The organism is Pseudoalteromonas sp. Z9A4 (assembly GCF_011378845.1).
Classification (GTDB): Bacteria; Pseudomonadota; Gammaproteobacteria; order Enterobacterales; family Alteromonadaceae; genus Pseudoalteromonas; species Pseudoalteromonas arctica.
The window spans coordinates 65410-87675 of record NZ_WTLA01000001.1 but is presented as its reverse complement, the minus strand read 5'-3'; the positions used below and the strand labels follow the sequence as shown (position 1 = coordinate 87675).

22 protein-coding genes and 1 pseudogene are annotated in these 22266 nt (G+C 38.6%); 5 read left to right on the top strand and 18 right to left on the bottom strand.

What is annotated here, in order from left to right:
• Both GQR54_RS00360 and galU read right to left on the bottom strand, forming a co-directional pair.
• Window positions 1-1356, bottom strand: a complete 1356-nt coding sequence (locus tag GQR54_RS00360; RefSeq protein WP_166376184.1) for a UDP-glucose/GDP-mannose dehydrogenase family protein — start codon at window positions 1354-1356, stop codon at window positions 1-3.
• Window positions 1357-1384: 28 nt separating this feature from the next.
• Window positions 1385-2275 (bottom strand): UTP--glucose-1-phosphate uridylyltransferase GalU, encoded by an 891-nt coding sequence (gene galU / locus GQR54_RS00355; protein WP_166376183.1) that lies wholly within the window; start codon window positions 2273-2275, stop codon window positions 1385-1387.
• Between the two features lie 275 nt (window positions 2276-2550).
• Here galU and GQR54_RS00350 point away from each other — a divergent pair.
• The 4 genes and pseudogenes from GQR54_RS00350 (at window position 2551) to GQR54_RS00335 (ending at window position 7223) form a co-directional block, all read left to right on the top strand.
• Window positions 2551-3247: pseudogene (locus GQR54_RS00350) on the top strand (transglutaminase-like cysteine peptidase).
• Entirely contained in the window at window positions 3231-5234 is a 2004-nt protein-coding gene (locus GQR54_RS00345) for an EAL domain-containing protein (protein ID WP_166376181.1), read from the top strand. Before GQR54_RS00350 ends, GQR54_RS00345 begins: the two are co-directional and overlap by 17 nt.
• A 23-nt stretch (window positions 5235-5257) precedes the next feature.
• Window positions 5258-5809: a hypothetical protein gene (locus tag GQR54_RS00340; protein WP_166376180.1), complete on the top strand. Its 552-nt coding sequence runs from the start codon at window positions 5258-5260 to the stop codon at window positions 5807-5809.
• Window positions 5810-5921: 112 nt separating this feature from the next.
• A complete protein-coding gene (locus GQR54_RS00335; protein WP_166376179.1) occupies window positions 5922-7223 on the top strand; it encodes an O-antigen ligase family protein in 1302 nt (433 codons plus the stop codon).
• A gap of 303 nt (window positions 7224-7526) precedes the next feature.
• Here GQR54_RS00335 and GQR54_RS00330 read toward each other — a convergent pair whose 3' ends face one another.
• The 14 genes from GQR54_RS00330 to yceD all read right to left on the bottom strand — a co-directional run bounded on the left by GQR54_RS00330 (window position 7527) and on the right by yceD (window position 19462).
• A complete protein-coding gene (locus tag GQR54_RS00330; RefSeq protein WP_166376178.1) occupies window positions 7527-9386 on the bottom strand; it encodes an alkaline phosphatase D family protein in 1860 nt (619 codons plus the stop codon).
• A 4-nt stretch (window positions 9387-9390) separates the two neighbouring features.
• Window positions 9391-10170, bottom strand: a complete 780-nt coding sequence (locus tag GQR54_RS00325) for a YchF/TatD family DNA exonuclease (RefSeq protein ID WP_010554178.1) — start codon at window positions 10168-10170, stop codon at window positions 9391-9393.
• Between the two features lie 115 nt (window positions 10171-10285).
• Window positions 10286-10612 (bottom strand): PilZ domain-containing protein, encoded by a 327-nt coding sequence (locus tag GQR54_RS00320; RefSeq protein WP_002962367.1) that lies wholly within the window; start codon window positions 10610-10612, stop codon window positions 10286-10288.
• Between the two features lie 11 nt (window positions 10613-10623).
• The gene (locus GQR54_RS00315) at window positions 10624-11538 is read right to left on the bottom strand and encodes a DNA polymerase III subunit delta' (protein WP_166376177.1); all 915 of its coding nucleotides are present in this window, start codon (window positions 11536-11538) and stop codon (window positions 10624-10626) included.
• A 1-nt stretch (window position 11539) separates the two neighbouring features.
• Complete coding sequence (tmk, locus tag GQR54_RS00310; RefSeq protein ID WP_007585737.1) at window positions 11540-12166, bottom strand: dTMP kinase; 627 nt, start codon at window positions 12164-12166, stop codon at window positions 11540-11542.
• Between the two features lie 5 nt (window positions 12167-12171).
• Entirely contained in the window at window positions 12172-13158 is a 987-nt protein-coding gene (mltG, locus tag GQR54_RS00305; protein WP_166376176.1) for an endolytic transglycosylase MltG, read from the bottom strand.
• Entirely contained in the window at window positions 13152-13967 is an 816-nt protein-coding gene (gene pabC, locus GQR54_RS00300; RefSeq protein ID WP_166376175.1) for an aminodeoxychorismate lyase, read from the bottom strand. The genes mltG and pabC overlap by 7 nt, the downstream gene beginning before the upstream one ends.
• Before the next feature lie 59 nt (window positions 13968-14026).
• Window positions 14027-15265, bottom strand: a complete 1239-nt coding sequence (fabF, locus tag GQR54_RS00295; RefSeq protein ID WP_007585731.1) for a beta-ketoacyl-ACP synthase II — start codon at window positions 15263-15265, stop codon at window positions 14027-14029.
• A gap of 215 nt (window positions 15266-15480) precedes the next feature.
• Window positions 15481-15717, bottom strand: a complete 237-nt coding sequence (gene acpP / locus GQR54_RS00290; protein ID WP_002962377.1) for an acyl carrier protein — start codon at window positions 15715-15717, stop codon at window positions 15481-15483.
• 250 nt (window positions 15718-15967) lie between these two features.
• A complete protein-coding gene (fabG, locus tag GQR54_RS00285) occupies window positions 15968-16714 on the bottom strand; it encodes a 3-oxoacyl-ACP reductase FabG (RefSeq protein ID WP_101217158.1) in 747 nt (248 codons plus the stop codon).
• 11 nt (window positions 16715-16725) lie between these two features.
• Window positions 16726-17652 (bottom strand): ACP S-malonyltransferase, encoded by a 927-nt coding sequence (gene fabD / locus GQR54_RS00280; protein ID WP_166376174.1) that lies wholly within the window; start codon window positions 17650-17652, stop codon window positions 16726-16728.
• Between the two features lie 52 nt (window positions 17653-17704).
• Window positions 17705-18745: a phosphate acyltransferase PlsX gene (gene plsX / locus GQR54_RS00275; protein ID WP_076923839.1), complete on the bottom strand. Its 1041-nt coding sequence runs from the start codon at window positions 18743-18745 to the stop codon at window positions 17705-17707.
• Between the two features lie 12 nt (window positions 18746-18757).
• Window positions 18758-18928, bottom strand: a complete 171-nt coding sequence (rpmF, locus tag GQR54_RS00270; RefSeq protein WP_002962381.1) for a 50S ribosomal protein L32 — start codon at window positions 18926-18928, stop codon at window positions 18758-18760.
• A gap of 9 nt (window positions 18929-18937) precedes the next feature.
• The gene (gene yceD, locus GQR54_RS00265) at window positions 18938-19462 is read right to left on the bottom strand and encodes a 23S rRNA accumulation protein YceD (protein ID WP_007585727.1); all 525 of its coding nucleotides are present in this window, start codon (window positions 19460-19462) and stop codon (window positions 18938-18940) included.
• Between the two features lie 131 nt (window positions 19463-19593).
• Between yceD and GQR54_RS00260 the strand changes: the two genes are divergently transcribed.
• Window positions 19594-20190: a Maf family protein gene (locus GQR54_RS00260; RefSeq protein WP_166376173.1), complete on the top strand. Its 597-nt coding sequence runs from the start codon at window positions 19594-19596 to the stop codon at window positions 20188-20190.
• A gap of 1 nt (window position 20191) precedes the next feature.
• Here GQR54_RS00260 and GQR54_RS00255 read toward each other — a convergent pair whose 3' ends face one another.
• Together GQR54_RS00255 and rluC are read right to left on the bottom strand one after the other, a co-directional pair.
• Window positions 20192-20854, bottom strand: a complete 663-nt coding sequence (locus tag GQR54_RS00255) for an HAD-IA family hydrolase (protein WP_197192408.1) — start codon at window positions 20852-20854, stop codon at window positions 20192-20194.
• The gene (gene rluC / locus GQR54_RS00250) at window positions 20851-21810 is read right to left on the bottom strand and encodes a 23S rRNA pseudouridine(955/2504/2580) synthase RluC (protein WP_010554171.1); all 960 of its coding nucleotides are present in this window, start codon (window positions 21808-21810) and stop codon (window positions 20851-20853) included. The genes GQR54_RS00255 and rluC overlap by 4 nt, the downstream gene beginning before the upstream one ends.
• Window positions 21811-22266 lie beyond the last annotated feature (456 nt).

The window sequence follows — 22266 nt, the reverse complement described above, 5'->3', positions numbered from 1 at the left end:
TTATGCCTCTTTAGTCGATAAACCACGGCCAATGCTGTAATACTTTATTTCTTTTGCACTCATTCGCTCTGGCTCATATAAATTTCGACCATCGAAGATAATAGACTCACTTAATTGTTCTTTTATTAAATTGAAATCAGGAGCTCTAAAATTTTGCCATTCAGTACATATAATAAGGGCATCGGCTTTATTAAGTGCGGATTCTTTAGTCCCCATTAAATTTAGATCGGCGCGTGAACCATAAATACGCTGAGTTTCTTCCATTGCTTCAGGGTCGTATGCTTGTACCTTTGCACCAGCATTCCAAAGCTGCTCCATTAATACACGACTCGGTGCTTCTCGCATGTCGTCGGTATTTGGTTTAAAGCTTAATCCCCATAATGCGAAAGTTTTTCCTTTTATTGCACCTGGGTTATTAGCTAAATCAAAATGTTTGCTGATGTACTCAAATAACTTATTTTTTTGTGCATAATTAACCGCTTCGACTGCTTTGAGTATTTTAGACTCATAACCAATATTATCAGTAGTGCGCACGAGAGCTTGTACATCTTTTGGAAAACACGAACCGCCATAACCACAGCCTGGGTATATAAACTGATACCCAATACGCGGGTCTGAACCTATACCGTGACGAACATGTTCTATATCGGCCCCAACCATTTCTGCAATGTTCGCCATTTCGTTCATAAAACTTATTTTGGTCGCCAACATGCAATTTGCTGCATATTTAGTTAACTCAGCACTTTTTATATCCATAACAATTATTTTTTCGTGGTTACGGTTAAATGGTGCGTATAATTCTCGCATTTGTTCTTCGGCTGTCTTTGAGTCAGTACCTATAATTATACGATCTGGGCGTTTACAATCGTTTACTGCCGCGCCCTCTTTCAAAAACTCTGGGTTTGATACAACAGAAAACTCTAAGTTACTTTTACGTTCGTTAAGCACGCTTTGTATTTTAGCTTTTACTTTATCTGCAGTCCCTACTGGGACCGTTGACTTATCAATAATTACTTTTGGTGTTGTCATATAAGTAGCTACTGTTTCCGCTACTTTTAGTACATATTTTAAATCAGCCGAGCCGTCTTCATCTGGCGGAGTACCTACAGCTATAAACTGTAGTTCACCAAATTCAACACCGAATTGAGCATCAGTAGTAAATATTAATCGCCCTTCGGCATAATTTTTTTCAACCAGCGGTGTTAAACCTGGTTCGTATATTGGAATAATACCGTTTTTAAGATTATTAATACGTGTTTCATCAATATCTACACAACATACATCGTGCCCTGCATCTGCAAGCACACTGGCCTGCACTAAGCCTACGTAGCCTATGCCATAAAAGGTAACTTTCATTTTAAATCCTTGAAGTATGTTAAGTGTTCTATATGATTAATTTTTTGATTTCTTTAGTAAACTCTTCGCCCATCTCACTTGATTGCATTGCATATTCGACATTGGCAAGCATGTAACCCAATTTTGAACCGCAGTCGTGAGACTTACCTTTTAGATGGTATGCTTCTAGCGTTTCTAGGTGGCGTAATTGCAATAACGCATCGGTAAGTTGTATTTCGCCACCTGCGCCTGCTGGTGTGTATTCAAGCAAATCCCAAATGGCACTCGATACTACATAACGCCCTGTTATAGCTAAATTACTAGGAGATTCTTCGTTACTCGGCTTTTCTACCATATTTTTAATTGCTGCGTTTTCGCCTGGTTCTATGTTTTTACCCGCCAAATCAACCACACCATATTGGTGAACTTGTTCTCGTGGTACAGACTCTACCATTACTTGGTTGTGGCCCGTTTTATCGAAACGGTCGATCATTTGGCTTAAATTATCGGTTTTTGAATTTGATTTATATTTATCGATAATTACGTCGGGTAGCATTACTGCAAACGGATTATTGCCTACTATTGGTCGTGCAGCCAAGACTGCATGGCCCAAACCAAGTGGCGCTGATTGGCGAACAGAAATAACAGTTACGTCTTTTGGAACTATTGAACGAACCTCTTCTAGTAGGCTACGTTTTACGCGAGCCTCTAAAGTTGCTTCTAATTCAAAGCTTGTATCAAAGTGGTTCTCAATTGAGTTTTTTGAAGCATGTGTAACAAGGACTATTTCTTTTATTCCAGCAGCCACAGCTTCATTAACTACATATTGAATTAAAGGCTTATCTACCAAAGGAAGCATTTCTTTCGGAATGGCTTTTGTTGCGGGCAGCATGCGGGTACCAAGGCCCGCTACAGGCAATACTGCTTTTAAAACTCTCACTTTAATTCCTTTCATTATTTTCTGGTAAACAAAGAAAAAGGACTGTTTAAATTTAAACTCCTTTTTACGCGTTTCACAAACCATGTGAGCCTATTATTATACACATCACAATAATTGACTCAATAATAAAAGAGTACTTTTTGACTGTTTTACTGTTAATTATTTGTTTCATTGAATTGTAATTCAAGTCTTTGTTACGAGCTACCTTTTCAAAGCTAATAATACTATACTTATGGCGTTTACTTCTTGGGGAAAACTGACTTAAAGGAACATCTGTGCGCTTAATACTTTGCACTTTATTAATTGTGTCGTTTTTTGTATGCGCGCAAGATATGCTTCTATATTTGCGTAATAGCGATATTATTACGCGCGCACAAAACCAATATGGTGATGAAGGTCATGAACGCATTAAAAGCTGGTTAAACTTTATAGATGAGTCGGCTGATAAAAGTGAATGGCAGAAAATTCATTTAGTTAATGACTTTTTTAATGAGCACATTAAATACAAAACCGATGACGAACTTTGGGATCAAAAAGACTATTGGGCTACTCCGCTTGAAAGTTTAGGTGTTGGGATGGGCGACTGCGAAGACTATGTCATTGCTAAATATTTCACTTTAATAGCACTTGGCGTACCTGAAGATAAAGTTCGTTTAATGTATGTTCGCCAAAAAACGGTTAACCAACCGCACATGGTACTCATATATATTGAAACTCCCAACCAAATACCCTTTGTTTTAGGTAATTTTAATACTAAACTACTCCCTGCCAATAAACGCCGTGATTTGACACCTATATACAGCTTTAATGGTCAAGGTTTATGGCTAGCTAAATCAAAAGGGTTAGGTAATAAAGTAAAAAATAGCCGTGGTGTGTCGGCCTGGAATACGATGCTAGAGCGAATTGAACAAGGTGAGCTTGCGTCCGCCAAAAGTAATTAAAGGAACAGCTAGTTATGTCTCAAGTTTTTAAAAATGGATTAAGCTTAAAAACCCAAGTGTATGGTCTTATTATATTAATTTCTATTACTTCATTCTTTGTACGCGTAATTACCGACGTTGATACTACTCGCGAATATTTACAAACTCAAATGGGGAGCCATGCGCAAGATACTGCAACAAGTTTGGGGCTTTCTATTTCCCCTTATCTTGAAGAAGATAGCATAATGATTGCTCAAACCATGGCAACAGCCATTTTTGACTCTGGTTATTACAAACAAATAAAATTCACTAATGCAGATAACAAAGTTATTTTTGATCTCACAAACCCGAAACGCGTTGAATCTGTACCCAATTGGTTTATAGCTGCTGTAAAACTTAAAGCCCCGACGATGCAATCTGAATTAAATAATGGCTGGATTATGGCTGGTGCACTTGAAGTTACAAGTCATGTAGGACAATCGTATTTAACTCTATGGGAGCATACTAAACGTAGCTTTTATGGTTCTTTTTTGCTACTAATTACATCTCTTGGTATTGCATTTTTAATATTGCGCGCTGTATTTAGGCCTTTAAAAGCGGTAGAAAACCAAGCTCATCTAGTTACGCGCAAACGTTTTACCTTAAACGAAGAGATACCTGTTGCGCGCGAGTTACGAACAGTCACTAAAGCAATCAACAATATGGTGATGAACTTACAATGTACGTTCGACTCACTCACGAAGCAAACGCAAGCACTCACAGAAGAAGTCTATATTGATTCACTAACAGGCTTAGGTAACCGCCGTTCGTTTGAGAACCACTTTAATTCTTTAGTTGACACTATAACTGCTGACACTCCAATTGCAGCAATGATGATTACACTTCCCTCACTTGCCAATATTAATCAAACTTTAAGTTATCAAGATGGTGACGAGTATGTCCATGATGTAAGCGTTACTTTGCAGTCTGTAATTGGTACTTTAACTAATACTAAAATTTTTAGACTTAACGGTAGTACTTTTATTGCATTAGCTCCATTCGATATACAGTTTTTAAATAGAACACGTCTTGATATTAACGATGCATTTAGCCAAAAGGAAAATAGCTTACATGTAAACGGTTTTGCTAATTTAGCATTAATGAATGTTGATAATGGATCGTCTATAGCGAGTGTACTTTCAGAACTTGATACTGGCTGTATTATTGGTGACACTACTGCAACTAAGGTGGATAAAGATACTTTATTTAGTGTTAAACAATGGCGGACTCTCATACAGTCTATTATTGACTCTGGTGAAGTTAGTTTTTCTATACAACCAGTCAAGCGAGCTAACTCAGAAAATAAACAGTGCTATTTTGAGGTATTTGCTCATTTTACGCATGAGGGCGAGAAGGTAAATAATGGTCATTTATTTGCGATGGCTGAAAAACTTAATTTAACAGAAGAATTAGATAAGAAAATAATTCGTAATTTTATAAATATTAAAGAGCAATACCCTGACGATACATTTGCATTAAATATAAGTAAGGCTTCGTTGTATTCAACTGACTTTATTGAATGGTTAACTCTTTACGCACACTCGAAACCAGTTATTAAAACAAATTTAGTTTTTGAGTTACATGAGATTAGCTTACTTTACAGTGTACATGTTGCTTCATTACATATTGATGCAATAAAAGATATTGGCATCAATGTATGCGTTGAGCACTTTGGCACGAGCTTGACTTCGTTTAGATATTTACAAGGTTTGGACATTGCGTACGTAAAAATTGATGGCAGTTATATCCAAGACATCCTCGATAGCACTCAGAGCCAATTTTTCATACAAACAGTTAATAATATTTGTCATGGCTTTGGTATTAAAGTTTTAGCCTGTTTAATTGAAAAACCTGAAACATTAAAGATACTTGAAACCTTAGGTTGTGATGGTTTGCAAGGTAATTTAATCATGCCACCCACTAAAATAATCAAAACTAATGATAATGGTGCAAATAAAGAGTTTACTTTTTGCACCGATGCGCTAAAATTTTGTAATTAGATAATCTCTTAAAGGGACAGAAGATGAAATCACTTTTACTTACTACTTTATTTGTTGGCATATCAGCATTTGCGACATTACCCGCTTATGCACAAGCAGATAATAACGAAATACTACAAACAAACAGCTTAGATGCGTTAATTGATATATTAAATAATGCATCAGCAGACACACCTTCAGATGAACTAAAAAAAGAATTAGCAGACCTTATTGAAGAGCTTTGCAAAAATACTTCACCAATTGATTTATACTCTCCTATAGCTAACAGAACCTGTTCGCCTGAGCAGTTAGATTTAATAATGAATGAAGCTATTGCTGCCATTGGTCTGGACAATCCTTATATTTCTGATTTTCTATCAGCTTTAGTACTTTCAGGTGTAGATAGTGACGCAGTAACACTTGCAGCTATTACTGCTGGAGTTGATGCAACTGTTGCTTCTGAGGCTACCGCTGCTGGTCCAGGCGGAGATCCTACTTCTCCGACTCCAGTCATTTTTACTTTACCAACTTCTACAGTTCCGCCAGGTGCTGGTGGCACTGGTGGTGACGCTGGAATATCAGAAGTAGGTAACTAACTACAATTAAAATAATAAAAACGCAGCCTTTTGGCTGCGTTTTACTTTAGGAAACTGACTTTTTAGCCCTTATTTTTCAGCTCTATACTAAGCTCTTACTTTAGAGAATTCCGTGAATCGTTTTATATTTTTGTTTCTATGCACAATTTTATTTTTATTGCCGTTACCTCTAGGTAGTTACCGTCCTTGGGCAATTTTAGCAATAGGGATATTAATTAGTACTAACTTTTTTATCCATTTAGTTTATAGCAGTATTAATAACCAGCACTCTTTATACCCTCCCTTGTATTCTTGGCCATTATTTGCTGTGCTTGGTACTGTTATTATTGTTTGTACGGTACAGATATTTAGCGTAAGTGCTGATCCATTTCAAACAAAACAGATGCTTATAAAAACAAGTTTTATGATTATGCTTTGCTGGCTATTATTTATTTATTGTAATGATGCTAAGCGTATTAAAAACCTGATTTATGCAATTGTAAGTGCAGGTGTTTTTCAGGCTTTATATGCAACTTATTTAAATTTATCACCCGATATAATTAGCCCGTTATTTGGGTATAAACATACTGAACGCGCTATAGGTACTTTTACTTACTCGAATTTTTTAGCGAATTTTTTAGCTTTATGTTTATGTTTAGGTATTGGTGTTTTAGTTAGCGAACTAAAACGCTCAACTAGTGATTGCAAACAAACATTAAAGCAAACAGTTCGTGCGTGGACTGAAATACTTTTAAGCTCAAAAATAATATTACGTATTTCGTTAATTATTATCATTATTGCGTTAATTTTGACGCGTAGCCGTATGGGGAACTCTGCATTTTTTATTGCATTAATGGTTGTTAGCTTACTTGCGTTTTTTATTTACAGGCAAAAACCTAAAACCTTTAAATTACTTATAGTTAGTTTTTTTATAATCGATTTAATTATTATTGGCGCTATATTTGATGTAGAAAAAGTTAAACAACGTATTAGTGAAACCAGTATTTCATCAGAGACCCGTGATGAAGTTGTACGTGATTCAATACCCCTTATTTTAGATAAGCCATTATTGGGTTCAGGTGGTGGTACATTTTATACTGCGTTTCCGGCGTATCAATCTGAGCCTTACTCGGGTTACTATGATAACGCCCACAACGATTACGTACAATTTGCAGTTGAGCTGGGGTTACCCACTACAGCCGCGCTGGGCTCACTTATACTCTATTGTTTATGGTTATGTATTGCGACTATGCGAAAACGTAAAACAGCTTTATTCCAGGGCGTTGCTTTTGGCTGCGCCATTGCAATTATAGATATGCTGCTGCATTCATTGGTAGATTACTCTTTGCAAGCCGGTGCAAACTCAATGTTGTTTATGACTATTTTATGCTTAGCAATATTAAGTAATAAATTACCTGCATCTAAACGAAATTGAAAAGAGAGTGGTTAAATACAAAACCAAGTAATTCCTTAATGTAGAGTGATTAGAAGCTGCGCTTCTCACGCGAGCAAGCTCTGCGTCTACCGCCAAGGTTCAATTTACGGTTAACTTGTTGGCGTGACAAGCAAAGCCTGTAATAAGTGATTTATGCACTAAGAGGTTAAGAGGCGCTACGCTTTTAGAGGAAGATATAAAACAGAAACTATATCCTGATTGGCATTATGTCTTCTCATTTACTCCTCTTTCGCTTCTCTTTGTGAAAATAGATCTTTAATTTATTCAACAATTGATTAAGAATTACTGTTCTTCTAAATCAAACTCCGTTGTATGGCCATCACCATGTATAAGTTGGTAGCGGGCTAAATTCCCCTGCTCTAGTGTTATTAAACTAATAGCTGAGTCGCTTACTAAGTATTTTTGCCCTTCACCTTTAGTTTGGTGTTTATCTACTTCCATATGCCAGCGTTTAGTAAAAAAGTTTAAAGGACTTTTTGGGCCGTATAGAGTTGAATCTAGTTTATCGAGTATGTTTATTAATTTACGCGGGAACTCGTTTTTAATACCGCTGGCGGTAAGTTGCCAAATTCGATTAGGGTGATCGCCAAAACGCTTTTGCACTGAAAAGCAAAATGAGTAATGTACATCGCCAGATAAAATAAGGGTTTCGTTTGGAGTGTCGGTTCGTCTAAATGTATCGAGTAGCTTTTTGGCTGAGCCTTCGTGCGCCATCCAGTTTTCTACGTCAACCATGAGTGGTTGGCCACATATGTTAAACATGGCTTGAATGGCTTCTATTGATTTAACACCAAACACGGGAGCTGGCGATACAATAATAACTTGGTCGTGGCTTAATAGGCTTTCCTCAAGCTCAGTGAGACGTTCCCAATCAAGTAGACCTGACGGCTCGTTAAAGTTTTGCTCATTTCGCCAGCGGTGCGTACGCGTATCTAGCACCACTACTTTGGGTATTGTCGTTAACTCGTAATGCCAAAAACTAAAATCGTTTAGTGGTTTATCAAATGCTTTAAACTGCCATAAATTATTAGCAGTACGGCTTTGCTTGAAAGGTGTAAGTAGCTCGCCTGTTTTATTTAGTGCATCGTTCCCCATCCCTTGGAAAAGCCAATAACTAATTAAACCGTTATTAATGATCCGTTTACTACTTGGGTTTTCATTTATAGCTTGCTCCCACCCAGCGGTGAGGTTCCAATCATCGGTTACATCGTGATCGTCAAACATCATTAGCGTCGATACATTGGCAAACAATCTCTCTACTTCACTTAAGCCTTTTGCATAATCAATCAGTGCTGTTTTTTCAGCGTCAAAAATAGTTTTTTTTTGCTCGCTTTGACCTAAATATGCTGTGTTTTGTATATCAACGCATTGCCAAGCAGCAGCACTAAAATTTAATAAATAAAGTGCTATATATTCTTCAAAGTGGATGAGGTGGTTATACGCTTTTACACTTGAAAAGTGAGGTTCGTCTTTTTTTAGCCAGTAACCCACACCTAACTTTGAGCGTTTTTGCCAAGGCGTTTTTGGTAAAAACAAATGGCGATTATAAAGTTGCTCATTTATGTCGGCGGGTAGCTCAATGGCAAGTGGTTGCTCTTTATAAATACCTAAGGCTTTAATTAACTGATGAACAGCTAATAACATGGGCCCTGCTACGTCATCGGCATAAACCTGATCACCGCTCAGTAATAACAATTGTGCGCCTTGATTATTATTAGCGCGCTGAGTATTTTGCCAGTGACTTGCAGACACTAAGCTGTCTTTTGCTGGATGATGTGCATTACGGCACGAGCCATGCAAAATATCACTCAGTTCATTAGGAATTACAAATGCAGGCGTTGTTTGATTGCTATAGCACAAAGGCGATAAATCAATTATTGCATCGTCAATGATGAGCTCATAACTTAATAATTTATCTACCGGAAACAGATTTTCTACTGGTTTTATAACAATAAAGTGCAGGTATAAGTGCTGGCCTAAAGCGATAGTTTGTTGTTCGCTATAACACTCTGCATTTAATAAGTTTATTTGGCAGCTAGCCGATTTGGAGGTAGCAAACTGAATGCAGACTCCAGTTTGCTCTGCACGGCGCACCATTGGCCCCATTAGTAAAATAGGAAGGTTTGCCGTGTGAGTAATCATGTATTTAGCCTTTAGCTGCTAATTTAAATAAAGAATAAAAGTTTTCGGTAGTCGCTTTAGCAAGTTCATTAAAGCTAATGCCTTTAAGTTCGCTAATGTAATAAGCGACATCTTCTACGTACGCTGGCTGGTTTGTTTGCCCACGGTACGGCACCGGTGCTAAATAAGGCGAGTCGGTTTCTATTAATAATCTATCTAGCGGTATTTGTTTTACTACTTCTTTTAGCTCTAATGCATTTTTAAAGGTAACAATGCCCGAAATAGAAATATAAAAACCCATGTCTATGGCTTTTTTAGCCATATCCCAGTCTTCAGTAAAGCAATGTAGCACACCACCGCAGTTTTCGGCCTTGTGCTCGCGCATTAAATTAATGGTGTCGGCGCGGGCATCACGAGTATGAATAATTAACGGTTTTTGTAATTCGTTAGCCACTTCAATATGCCCAACAAAGCTTGCTTGCTGCACTGCGTGAGTATCTTTTGAATAGTAGTAATCAAGACCCGTTTCGCCAATAGCAACGACTTTTTCGTGTGAAGCTAGGTCAATTAGTTGCTGTTTATTAAGGGCGTCTTTTTGATCAAGTGGATGTACACCACATGAGGCTGAAACATCGTCGTAATGCTTAATTTTATCAAGCATGCTTGGAAACTGATCAAGCGTTACGCTTACACATAAAAAGTGCTCGATTTGCTTTGCACGCGCTTTATCAAGAACTTGGTCAAGGTTTAAGTCTAATTTATCAAAATCAAGACGATCTAAATGGCAATGAGAATCTACAATCACTATAAGGCCTGTATTATGTTCAGGGTTTAAATTTGTTCGTTTAATTTATTATGTTAGAAATTAAAAGAACCCAATATAGGGCGGCGTTAATCTCAATGAAAAACCGACCCTATAACTACATGGTATATGTTTGATCGCCTGAGTTTAACATAGTCCCAAGTAGCTTTTCGATTTTAGCGTTTAGGTTTGTTTTATCGTCTAAAAAGCTAATACCAATACCTGGAGGGTTAGAGCTTTGTGCCCCTTGTGGCGTGATCCACGACACTTTACCTGTTACTACATCATCTTCTAAGGCATCGGGCAAGGTAACTCTAAGCGCTAATGAATGCCCTGCTTCGTAACGCATATTAGTGCGTACAAATAAGCCACCTTTTTTTAAGTAAGGCATATAACAACGGTATAACTCGTCTAAATCGTCTATGTCTACTAGTAGTTCTTGCATGATTAATCCTTTTAAGAATTTCGCAATGTGTATGCTAATCGTGATACAGCAAGCGGTAAATTAAGGCCAAGTACTTGTGTGTTATTTTGTAAAAACTCGCCTAATGCATTTTGCGCACTTTGATAAGCGTCAAAACTCATACCTTGCAGTAATTGCTGCTTTAGTTGCACGCTTAAAAACAAAGTAAATATACGAACAAGTTCAGGCTGTTTATTTATTATATCGACTAACGCTTTGAAATTATGGCTTTGTTTAAACTCAGTTGCAAACTTATACAGTGTATCAATATTTTTTAGCTGGTCTTGCTGTTGCCAATGCTTTACTTGCAGCGGTTGGTTATAAAAAAGTGCTAGCCAACTATAGTTAGGTATATCTAATGTCTCTAACCATTGCTGAGCAAGTGCTATATTTGTTATTTTTACGTCACTTTTAGCGCATCGACTTAAAATAGTTGCAGGGAGCTGTGCTGGTTGGCTTGTAGTTAATATTAGAAAACGGCTATTAGTTGGCTCTTCAAGTGTTTTTAAAAGTGCATTTGCTGCTGCTGTAGTCATTTTTTCGCAATTTTCGATTATCGCTACTTTATTACCATTTTGCGCTGCTGAGTGGTTCATAAAGTCACTAATGCCGCGTATATCATCTACGCCTATGCTTTGCCCATCAACTTGCGTTAAGCGCTTGTCGGGATGAGTACCCGCAAGAGTAAGTAAACAGCTTTTACAATGCCCGCAAGGTTTTAGCATACTGTTTTGCGCAGCTACCTGCTTAGCTATATTTTGGCATAACAAAGCATTACCAAGCTCATCACTTAACTCAAATTTACCTACGCCAACAGGCCCACAAAATAATTGCGCATGATGAAAACGCTCTGCACGATAACTTTGCGCTAAACGTGCTTGAGTATCATGTAGCCACGGCAATGGCATATTATTTTAGGCCTTCAAAAAATGAATGCAGTACATTGGTTATATCGCGATGTACTTTATCAATACTTTGGTTTGCATCAACCGTTTTAATTGTGTTGTCGTCATTAGCAAGTTCAACATAACGCATACGTGTACGCTGAAAAAACTCAATGGCTTCTTGTTCAATACGGTCAAGCTCACCACGCCCTTTTGCACGTTCAAGGCCTATCACTGGATCAATATCAAGGTAAATAGTTAAATCAGGCTTTAAGCCCTTTAATACCATTGACGAAAGTGAAGCTAATGTATTTGAGCTAATACCACGCCCACCACCTTGATACGCCTGAGACGATAAGTCATGACGATCGGCAAGTACCCATTGGCCTTTATCAAGCGCTGGGGTAATAACATTGTGCATTAATTGCGAACGTGCTGCGTACATAATAAGCAACTCGGTTTCAAAGGCAATTTCTTCTTCGTGCTCTGCTTTTACAAGCGTACGAAGCGATTCAGCAAGCGGTGTGCCGCCAGGTTCGCGGACGTTAATGAAGTCTATTTTTTGTTTGTTTAAAAAGTCTTGGCATAACGAAATAGCGGTTGATTTACCGGCGCCTTCTAGCCCTTCTATTACTATAAATTTTGATTTCATAAAAATTAATTCTTTTTATTTAATATATACGTTTTAACTGCCGCGTTATGCTGCTTTAACGTGGTTGAAAACTGGTGGCTACCATCGCCTTTTGATACAAAGTAAACGTATTCACTTTGTGGCGGATTAACTGCAGCTAAAATAGCGGCTTTTGATGGCATTGCAATCGGTGTTGGCGGTAAACCATTAATACGATACGTATTGTAAGGCGTATAATCGCGTAAATCTTTGCGTTTAATATCGCCATCAAAATCAGCGCCTAATCCGTATATTACGGTTGGATCGGTTTGCAGGCGCATGTTAGTGTTTAATCGATTAACAAACGCTGATGCAATTAACGGACGCTCGCTGGCAAGGCCTGTTTCTTTTTCAATAATTGAAGCCATTATTAGTGCTTCGTATGCTGTTTTGTAAGGGAGATCAGCTGCGCGCTGCTGCCAAGCATCGTCTAACGTTTGCTGCATTTTTTGCGCTGCACGTTTTAATACACTACTTGCAGTATCGTTATTATGATAATGATACGTGTCGGGAAATAACCAGCCCTCTAAGTGCGTATTATTGCCCAGTATTTGTGTACTTAGCTCATCTCTTTTTAAATCGTTTTGTAAATTATCGGCTTTTTTAATAGCACTTAGTACTTCACGTAAGTTTTGCCCTTCAATTATGGTAAAACTAAAGTTGATTTGCTGGCCTTGATTAATTTTTTTTACGTTGTTGATAACGCTATCGGCTGTTAGCTCGTAAAGGCCCGCTTTTAAGTCGGTAAGTGTGGGATCTAATTTGGCAATTACTTGATAACGCCAGCAGCCTTCCACCCAGTTATTAGCTTGCCACTGCTGACATAACTTATTAAAGCCAGTGCCATGCTTAACTTCAAATTGTGTGTTTTGTGCTACCTTTAGCGGGCTATTTATTGTTGCTTGTAATTGCTGGTAACCAATAGCAGTGGTTATAACAGCTAAAAAAAGTACCGATAAAATAACTTTTAACACTCAGCCTCCTTGGCTAATAATCTAGTTAGTAATGCGTGGCTGTCGTCTGTATTAAATACCTGTTGCTCAATACTTTTAACAGGTACTGCTCCCATTAAGCTATTACACACAAATACGGCGTCTGCTTGGGTTAAATCTTCTACTTTCACGCGTTTAAATTCAACAGGCAATTTATCACATAACGATTGTAGATAAACGCCCTTTATTCCGCACTCATCAAGCAATGGCGTAAACACACATTTATTTTTAATCGCAAAAATATTAGCTGCTGAAGCTTCAATTACATTGTTATTGTAATCGAGCACTAACACATCGTCGCAGTTTTGCGTTTGCATCGCTTTTTTAATTAGCACTTGTTCAAGCCGGTTTAATGTTTTAAGGCCTGCTAAATAAGGCTGTGCCGCTAATTTAATCGGGCTTATTTCGAGATTTACACCCTTTTTAACAAGCGCTTTGTAATTACTCGGGTAGTCCAACACACTCAATAAAATAGTGACATTACACTCACTTGGCAGCCCATAACCACGTCCGCCTTCGCCTCGCGTTACAAGTATTTTAAGCACGTTTAGTGGTGCAGCGTTTATATGCAAAGCAATTTGATTTTCAAGGCTATTAAAGTCTAACTCAGGAAAACCCAAACGCTGTGCGCATTCAATCAAACGCGCTTTATGATGAGCCCAATACTGTACTTGCCCATCAACAACCTTAGCGGTTGTAAAAAAGCCATCACCGTAATTTAAGCCCCTGTCACGCGTGCTTAAAGTGCTGTTTTGATCTACTGCTATTATTGTTTGCATTTTGTTTGGCATATAAAAAAAGCCCAGTTAAACAACTGAGCTCTTATAATTTGATTCGTTGTTAAAAAAGATTATACCTTTTTAAATAGCAACGAGCCATTAGTACCACCAAAACCGAACGAGTTACACAGTGCAAAGTCTAACTTTGCATCACGTGCAGTGTGAGCAATATAATCTAAGTCACACCCTTCGTCTGGATTATCAAGGTTGATAGTTGGCGACACTTTTTGATCTGTCAGTGATAAAATCGAAATAATTGATTCAACCGAACCTGCAGCACCTAACAAGTGACCCATCATCGATTTAGACGAGCCTACCATTACATCTTTAGCTGCATTACCAAAAATAGACTTAACAGCGGCAGTTTCTGCTTTATCGCCTGCATTTGTAGATGTACCGTGTGCGTTAATGTAACCAATTTGCTCAGCGTTTACTTGCGCATCGTTTAGTGCGTTTTGCATTGCAAGTGCAGCGCCCGCACCATCTTCTGGTGGTGACGTCATGTGATACGCATCGCCACTCATACCAAAGCCTACTAGCTCAGCATAAATTTTAGCGCCACGAGCTTTAGCATGTTCGTACTCTTCAACTACAACAACACCTGCACCGTCAGAAAGCACAAAGCCATCGCGGTCTTTATCCCAAGGGCGAGAAGCCGCTTGTGGATCGTCGTTACGTGTTGAAAGTGCACGCGCAGCATTAAAGCCACCCATACCAATTGGGGTACACGCTTTTTCTGCACCGCCAGCAACCATTGCATCTGCATCACCGTAGGCAATCATGCGCGCTGCATGGCCAATATTATGCAAACCAGTAGTACAGGCAGTTACAATTGAAATATTTGGACCACGAAGTCCATGCATCATTGATAAATGACCTGAGATCATATTAATAATGGTAGACGGCACATAAAATGGCGATAACTTGCGCGGACCACTATTTAATAGCTTAATGTGGTTTTCTTCAATTAACGTAAGCCCACCAATACCTGAACCTACAGCTACACCAATGCGTGCTGCGTTTTGCTCAGTGATTTCAAGGCCTGAATCTTTAAAGGCTTGAACACCCGCTGCAATGCCGTACTGAATAAACAAGTCCATTTTTTTAGTATCTTTCGCTGACATGTATGCAGTTGCATCAAAGTCATTTATTAAACCAGCGAATTTAGTACCAAATTTTGATGTATCAAAGTGCGTTATTGTTTGAATGCCACTTTTACCATCTAATAAGCCTTGCCAGGTTGATTGAACATCATTACCTAGCGGCGTCAACATTCCTAAGCCAGTTACGACGACTCGACGTTTAGCCACGGTTTGCCTCCAATAAGGGATATTTTACAAGGGGATGATCATACCCAAGCTACCTCAAAGTGCTAGTCCCAAAATAGATTAAAACGCATAACACAATCAAAATTAATTTTTAACTAAAATTGAGCATGGAGATTTAAGTTTTGGATCACGAACTTTGAGGTGGTTTGGATATAAAAAATTAAAGGCAGCGGATGCTGCCTTTAACGTGCGATTAATTACTCAGCGTGTGCTGTAACGTAATCGATAGCAGTTTGTACTGTAGTGATCTTCTCAGCTTCTTCATCTGGGATCTCAGTATCAAACTCTTCTTCAAGAGCCATTACTAGTTCAACAGTATCAAGAGAATCTGCACCTAGGTCATCTACGAAAGAAGATTCATTTTTAACTTCTTCTTCTTTAACACCTAGTTGTTCAATGATAATTTTCTTTACGCGTTCTTGGATATCGCTCATTCTTCTTTCCTTTATTAAAAACGCCAATGCGTTATTTTCAGATTGCGGCGTAGTTTACGCCGCATAATTCTCTGATTCAATGATTTGACCATAAATAATTGTCTGGTCAAACCTCTGAGTGTGTGTTTTGTCTTTTATCGCTTATTTTCGCAGCGATTTCAAGTATGTTTAAAGCAAGTTCACAAATAATTCAATGTTTTTAAGGTAACTTACTTAACTTTATTAAGTTTCGTTCTAGGTACAATGGCTATTAAACCATGTACATCGCGCCATTTACATGCAAAGTTTCGCCTGATACATACGCAGCCGCGTCAGACGCTAAATAACATACTGCAGCAGCAATTTCGTCTGGTTGACCTAAACGCCCTGCTGGAACATTTGCAAGCGTAGCTGCTTTTTGCTCATCAGTTAAATTATCAGTCATGTCTGTTTGAATAAAGCCAGGTGCGATTACGTTAACGGTAATACCACGTGATGCAACTTCGCGCGCAAGTGATTTAGAAAAACCAATTACACCCGCTTTAGCCGCTGCATAATTAGCTTGACCTGCATTACCCATAGTACCCACTACTGAGCCAATGTTAATAATACGGCCTTTTTTTTTCTTCATCATTGGACGAAGTACTGCTTTAGATAAACGGAAAACTGAGCTTAAATTAGTGTCAATAATATCGTCCCACTCAGTCTCTTTCATACGCATTAATAAGTTATCGCGTGTAATACCTGCGTTATTTACAAGTACGTCAATATCGCCTAAATCAGCTTTTATTGCAGCAAGTGTTGCTTCAATAGATGCAGGATCGGTTACGTTTAATGCATAACCTTTACCATTGTCACCTAGGTATTCACTGATTTTAGCAGCGCCTGACTCACTTGTCGCAGTACCTGCAACTTTTGCACCTTGTGCAACTAATGTTGTTGCAATTGCTTTACCAATACCACGGCTGGCGCCAGTAATTAGGACAACTTTGCCCTCTAATGAAAATAAATTAGACATTTTATATACTCTTATTTAGCTGCATCAATTGAAGCGGCGTCGTTTACTGAGCCACAGATCATTGCTTTATCAATTCGTTTAGCAAGTCCTGTTAATACTTTACCAGGACCAAATTCGTAGCTTTGTGTTACATCTTGCGCAACCAAGGCTTGTACTGTTTCTGTCCAGCGAACTGGGCTATAAAGCTGGCGTACTAGTGCGTCTTTAATTGCATCAGCTGACGTTTCAGCTTTTACATCAACATTATTAATTACATCACACTTAGGTGTATTAAATGTTAAAGCGGCTAAGTCAGCTGCTAGCTTGTCAGCTGCTGGCTTCATTAACTCACAATGTGAAGGTACGCTAACAGAAAGTGGTAATGCACGTTTAGCACCGGCATCTTTACATGCTTGCGATGCTCTATCTACTGCCGCTTTATGGCCTGCGATAACAACTTGACCAGGAGAGTTGTAGTTAACTGGAGATACAACCTCACCTTGCGCTGAGGCAGCACAAGCCGCTTTAATTTCTTCATCGCCTAAGCCAATAATAGCAGCCATTGAACCTACGCCTGCTGGCACGGCTTCTTGCATGTATAAACCGCGGTTTTCAACAAGCTTTACGGCTTCGCTCAAGCTTAATACGTCGCTACATACTAACGCTGAGTATTCGCCTAAGCTGTGACCCGCCATAACAACGTCTACATCAGGGTTAGCTGCTAACCAATCACGGTAAATAGCAACACTTGCAGTTAGTAATGCAGGTTGTGTGCGGTGGGTTTGATTTAATTTTTCTTCTGGACCATTAAGAACTAGCTCTGCTAAGTCGTAACCCAGTGCATTTGATGCTTCTGCAAATGTTGCTTTAACAATATCAGAACTCTCTAGTAGTTCTTGTAACATACCAACGCTTTGCGAGCCTTGACCTGGGAATAGAAGTGCAATTTTTTGTGCCATACTTTGCTCTTTTTAATTAAACAAATAAATAATGAAATACACGGCACATCAATTATTGATTAACCGCCGTGTCTTTAGAATGTGTGTTTTCGAAAATAGCGGCTATTTTATCAGGAAGTTGACGTTCAACCTCTTTTACCGCTTCATCAATTGCTGCTTGAAATGCTTTAGCTGACGCATTTCCATGACTTTTAACGACAATACCGCGCAATCCTACCAGAGAAGCACCGTTATACTGGTCGGGGTTCACCCTTTTATAGAGTTTTTTTATTATTGGGCGCAATATAAACGCCATACATTTATATAAAAGGTGCTTTTCGAGTGCGGTTGTAAACTTATTCATAATAAGCTTGGCAATGCCTTCACATGTTTTAAGTGCTACGTTGCCAACAAACCCTTCGCAAACAATTACATCAGCCTTACCCGAAAAAATATCACTTCCTTCGCTGTAACCAATATAATTTATGTGTGGGCTTTGCTGCATTAATTGTGCAGCTTGTTTAATGTCGTCGTGGCCTTTAATGTCCTCAGCGCCAATATTTAATAAACTAACGCGAGGATTATCCAAACCAAGTGCTTGTCCAGCAACAATAGAGCCCATAATGCCAAACTGATAGAGCATTTGCGCATCACAATGCACATTAGCACCTAAGTCGAGTAAATATACTGGGTTTTTAAGCTCTGTAGGAACAGATGAAATGAGTGCGGCACGTTTAACACCTGGCAGCATTTTTAATACATAGTGAGCCATAAAAAATAGAGCGCCGGTATTACCTGAGCTAACACATGCTTGAGCCTCGCCCGATTTAACTAAATCTAGGGCAACACGCATAGATGAATCTTTTTTTGAACGCACAGCAATTGCAGGTTCACAGGCATTAGTGACTATTTCACTACAGTGACGAATTATGAGTCTAGGATGAGGTAGAGAATCGAGGGATTCGAGTTCTTTAGATATAACGTGTTCATTGCCACATAAAATGAGAGTTAAATTGGCATGAGCATTTACTGCACAAACGGCAGCAGGAATAGATGAACGGGGGCCGTAATCGCCCCCCATCATATCTAACGCTATGGTTAGATCTTTCAGCATATAAGTAATCTCTTATTTAGAAATTACTTGAACGCCTTTGTAGTAACCATCTGCAGTCACATGGTGACGACGATGAGTCTCACCAGATGTTTGATCTACAGTTAAAGTTGGACCACTGATCGCATCGTGTGAACGGCGCATGCCGCGTCTTGCACGAGACTTTTTGCTTTTTTGTACAGCCATAGTCTTCTCCTAAGAATCTTTCTTAAGTTGTTTCAAAATATCAAATGGATTAGGTTTATCATCTTCCGCCTTTAATACACCAAAGCTGGCAGGCTTTGCTGAATAACTGCATGAAGCTTCGTTGTGGGTAGCCACTAATGGAATTGCTAAAATTAGTTCGTCTTCAATTAAATTAAAAACGTTAACTTCACCATTTTCATCAAGCGCTACTTCATCGTAGTCTTCTGGAAAAATATCTAACTCTGTATCTTCACCTACTGGTGAATATGCAAAGTCTTGAACCAAATCCAACCCTAAATCACCATTACAACGTTGACAAATGACAGTAACGTGTGTGGACAAATTGCCTCTAATCACAGCGAAACCTTGATCATCGTTTTTGCAATGTATTTTTACCGCTATTTCACCTACTTCTTCCTGCACAACTTTCTCTAAACGAGTAAGTTTTTCAAGCGGTACAATTCCGTCATACTTTAAACGGTGCTGCGCTGCTTTGCCTGGATGAAGAGTGATGGGAATTTTCACCTTTTGCATAGGGGCTGCATCATATAGATAGTTAGTTTGTTAGTCAAAGTAAAAAACCATTTTTACTTGGTTTTTAACGTGTTTTACTCTCGGATCTGATTTATCCTAACTCAATCTGAATTATCGTAGGAAAACAGTCCGTGAAGCATCCACTCATTTTAGCGTCAAGCTCGCCTTTTAGGCAGTCTTTATTACAAAAATTTAATTTACCATTTGATACGTTTTCACCAGACGTTGACGAATCAGCACTTGAATGCGAAACACCTACCGAACTGGTTAAGCGTTTAAGTGAATTAAAAGCCTCAGCGGCTAATAAACACTTTAACAAAGGGTTAGCTATTGGATCAGACCAAGTCGCTGTGTTTAATAATCAAATTTTAGGTAAACCACATAATAAACAAAATGCCGTAAAACAACTAAATTTATTTAGCGGTAATACTGTAACATTTTTAACTGGGCTTTGTGTTTACGATATTGTAACTGGCACTAAAAAAACCTGCGTAGAACCTTTTAACGTGTCGTTTAAAACACTCAGTAATGCACAAATTAGCGCTTATTGCGATGCTGAGCAGCCTTATAACTGTGCTGGCAGCTTTAAAAGTGAAGGGTTGGGTATCTGTTTATTTGAAAAGTTAAGCGGAGACGATCCTAATAGCTTAATTGGATTACCATTAATTAAACTCAGCCAGTTACTGGCTGAGTTTGGTATTGATGTACTTACTGCTCAGGGTAAATAAATTAGCCAAGCAAAACCTGTTGCAGCTGCAGATAGTTATCTACTGTTGCAACAGGACTAAGCTTATTTAGCTGCTGTGCGTTGTGTACACCCATTGTTACGCCAATTCTATCCATGCCAGCAGCTTTTGCCATAGTCATGTCTATTTGAGTGTCGCCAATCATTACAGCGTCTTGAGCACTTATGCCAAGTTCTTCAAGTAATTGATACAACATATCTGGAGAGGGCTTTGATTGCGCTTCGTCGCTTGTACGTGTCGCACTAAAAAAATGCCTCAATTGACTTTGTTCAAGCAAACGCTCTAACCCACCCCTACCTTTACCTGTTGCAACCGCTAAAACAATGCCCTGCTCTTTTAAGGCATTTAAAACGCTGACGACATTAGCAAATACAGGCGTGGGAGTAGTATCTACACTGTATTGATATTTATAACCTGAAATTAACGCTTGGTGCTGCGCTACATTATCAGGAAATAAAACGTCAATTGCTTTTTCAAGCGACATACCAATAATATTTTTAATGGTTTCGTCACTAGGTGGCACTAAATTAAGTGACTCAGCGCTACTACGAATACAGTTAACTATTTTAGTGACTGAATCCATAACAGTGCCATCCCAATCAAAAATGACGAGCTTATATTTTTTAATTGGCGTCACTGCAATCACAGTTTTGCATCTCGTAATTTTAGTAATGTATTTTTAAGCGTTTTATCTAGCGGTGCTTCAATACGCATAGTGGTTTCGTTTTTAGGGTGATAAAAACTTAAATCATGTGCGTGTAAAAACAATCGGTTTAACCCAACTTTACGCATAGAATCGTCGAAACCCTGATCGCCATATTTGTCGTCGCACGCTATTGGGTGACCTTTACATTGCGTATGCACACGAATTTGGTGCGTACGCCCTGTAACAGGCGATGCTTGTACCAATGAGCAATCGTTAAAACGTTCAAGTACTTTAAAACGAGTATGTGAAGGTTTTCCCTCAGTGTTATCTACGCGTACTACGCGCTCGCCCGATTTAAGTGTATTTTTACGCAGCCCTTCGGTTACGTTTTTAGTTTTAGAATCCCACTGCCCTTCTACAAGTGCCCAGTAATTTTTTTCCATTGTTTTTTCGCGAAGTTGTTCATGCAATGCTGTTAACACCGAACGACGCTTCGCTATAAGTAAACAACCCGATGTATCACGGTCAAGCCTATGAACTAGCTCAAGGCTACGTTCCTCTGGGCGAAGTGCTCGCAGCGCTTCAATTAAACCATAACTTAAACCACTGCCGCCATGAACAGCCATACCTGAAGGTTTATTTATGACGATAAGGTATTTATCTTCAAATAAAATATCGTTTTCTAGGCGAGTTACTTTGTCTAATTTTGATGGAACAAATTCTTCACGCTCAGCAACTCTGATAGGTGCAATACGAAGTACATCTTCAAGCTGTAGTTTATATACAGGCTTAATACGCTTTTTATTAACGCGTACCTCACCTTTGCGCAAAAGTTTATAAATAGCGCTTTTAGGCACCCCTTTTAAATGGGTAATAAGAAAGTTATCAATACGCTGACCTAAATGGTCTTCGTTGATCGTGACATAAGTTACTTGTAAGTCGTTTTTTTCTGACATTGCCTAATCACTAATTTAAGTAAAATAATTTAGTTGCTAACACTGTAATAATAGTGGGATAATCAGCAGCGCAAATATTTAGTATTTGCAAATAACAACGGTGCTTTTTAACACATTAAAACATTCGTGATGCACATTCTGGGTAGCCGATCATACAGATCCGAGTTAAGTTTTCCAAAGCTTTTATGCCTCCTCAGTTAACACGTGCGATCAATTAACGGCAATGCGCGTAATATATTGCCGGTTAAGTTTGAACATGAAGTGATTTTTAACGTGCTAGAGAAAGCAATGAACAGATAATTTGTCTGATAGTGACGACGTAAAAAATGTCGTTCAGCACTAGCTCAATTATTGTAGTACTGTATAGCAGCTTATTTAGAACTAAAAAAATCTAATAAATAAGCGTTCATTAACATCGGCAGCGATTTTTGCTCTTAAAACGGATATTAGCGATAC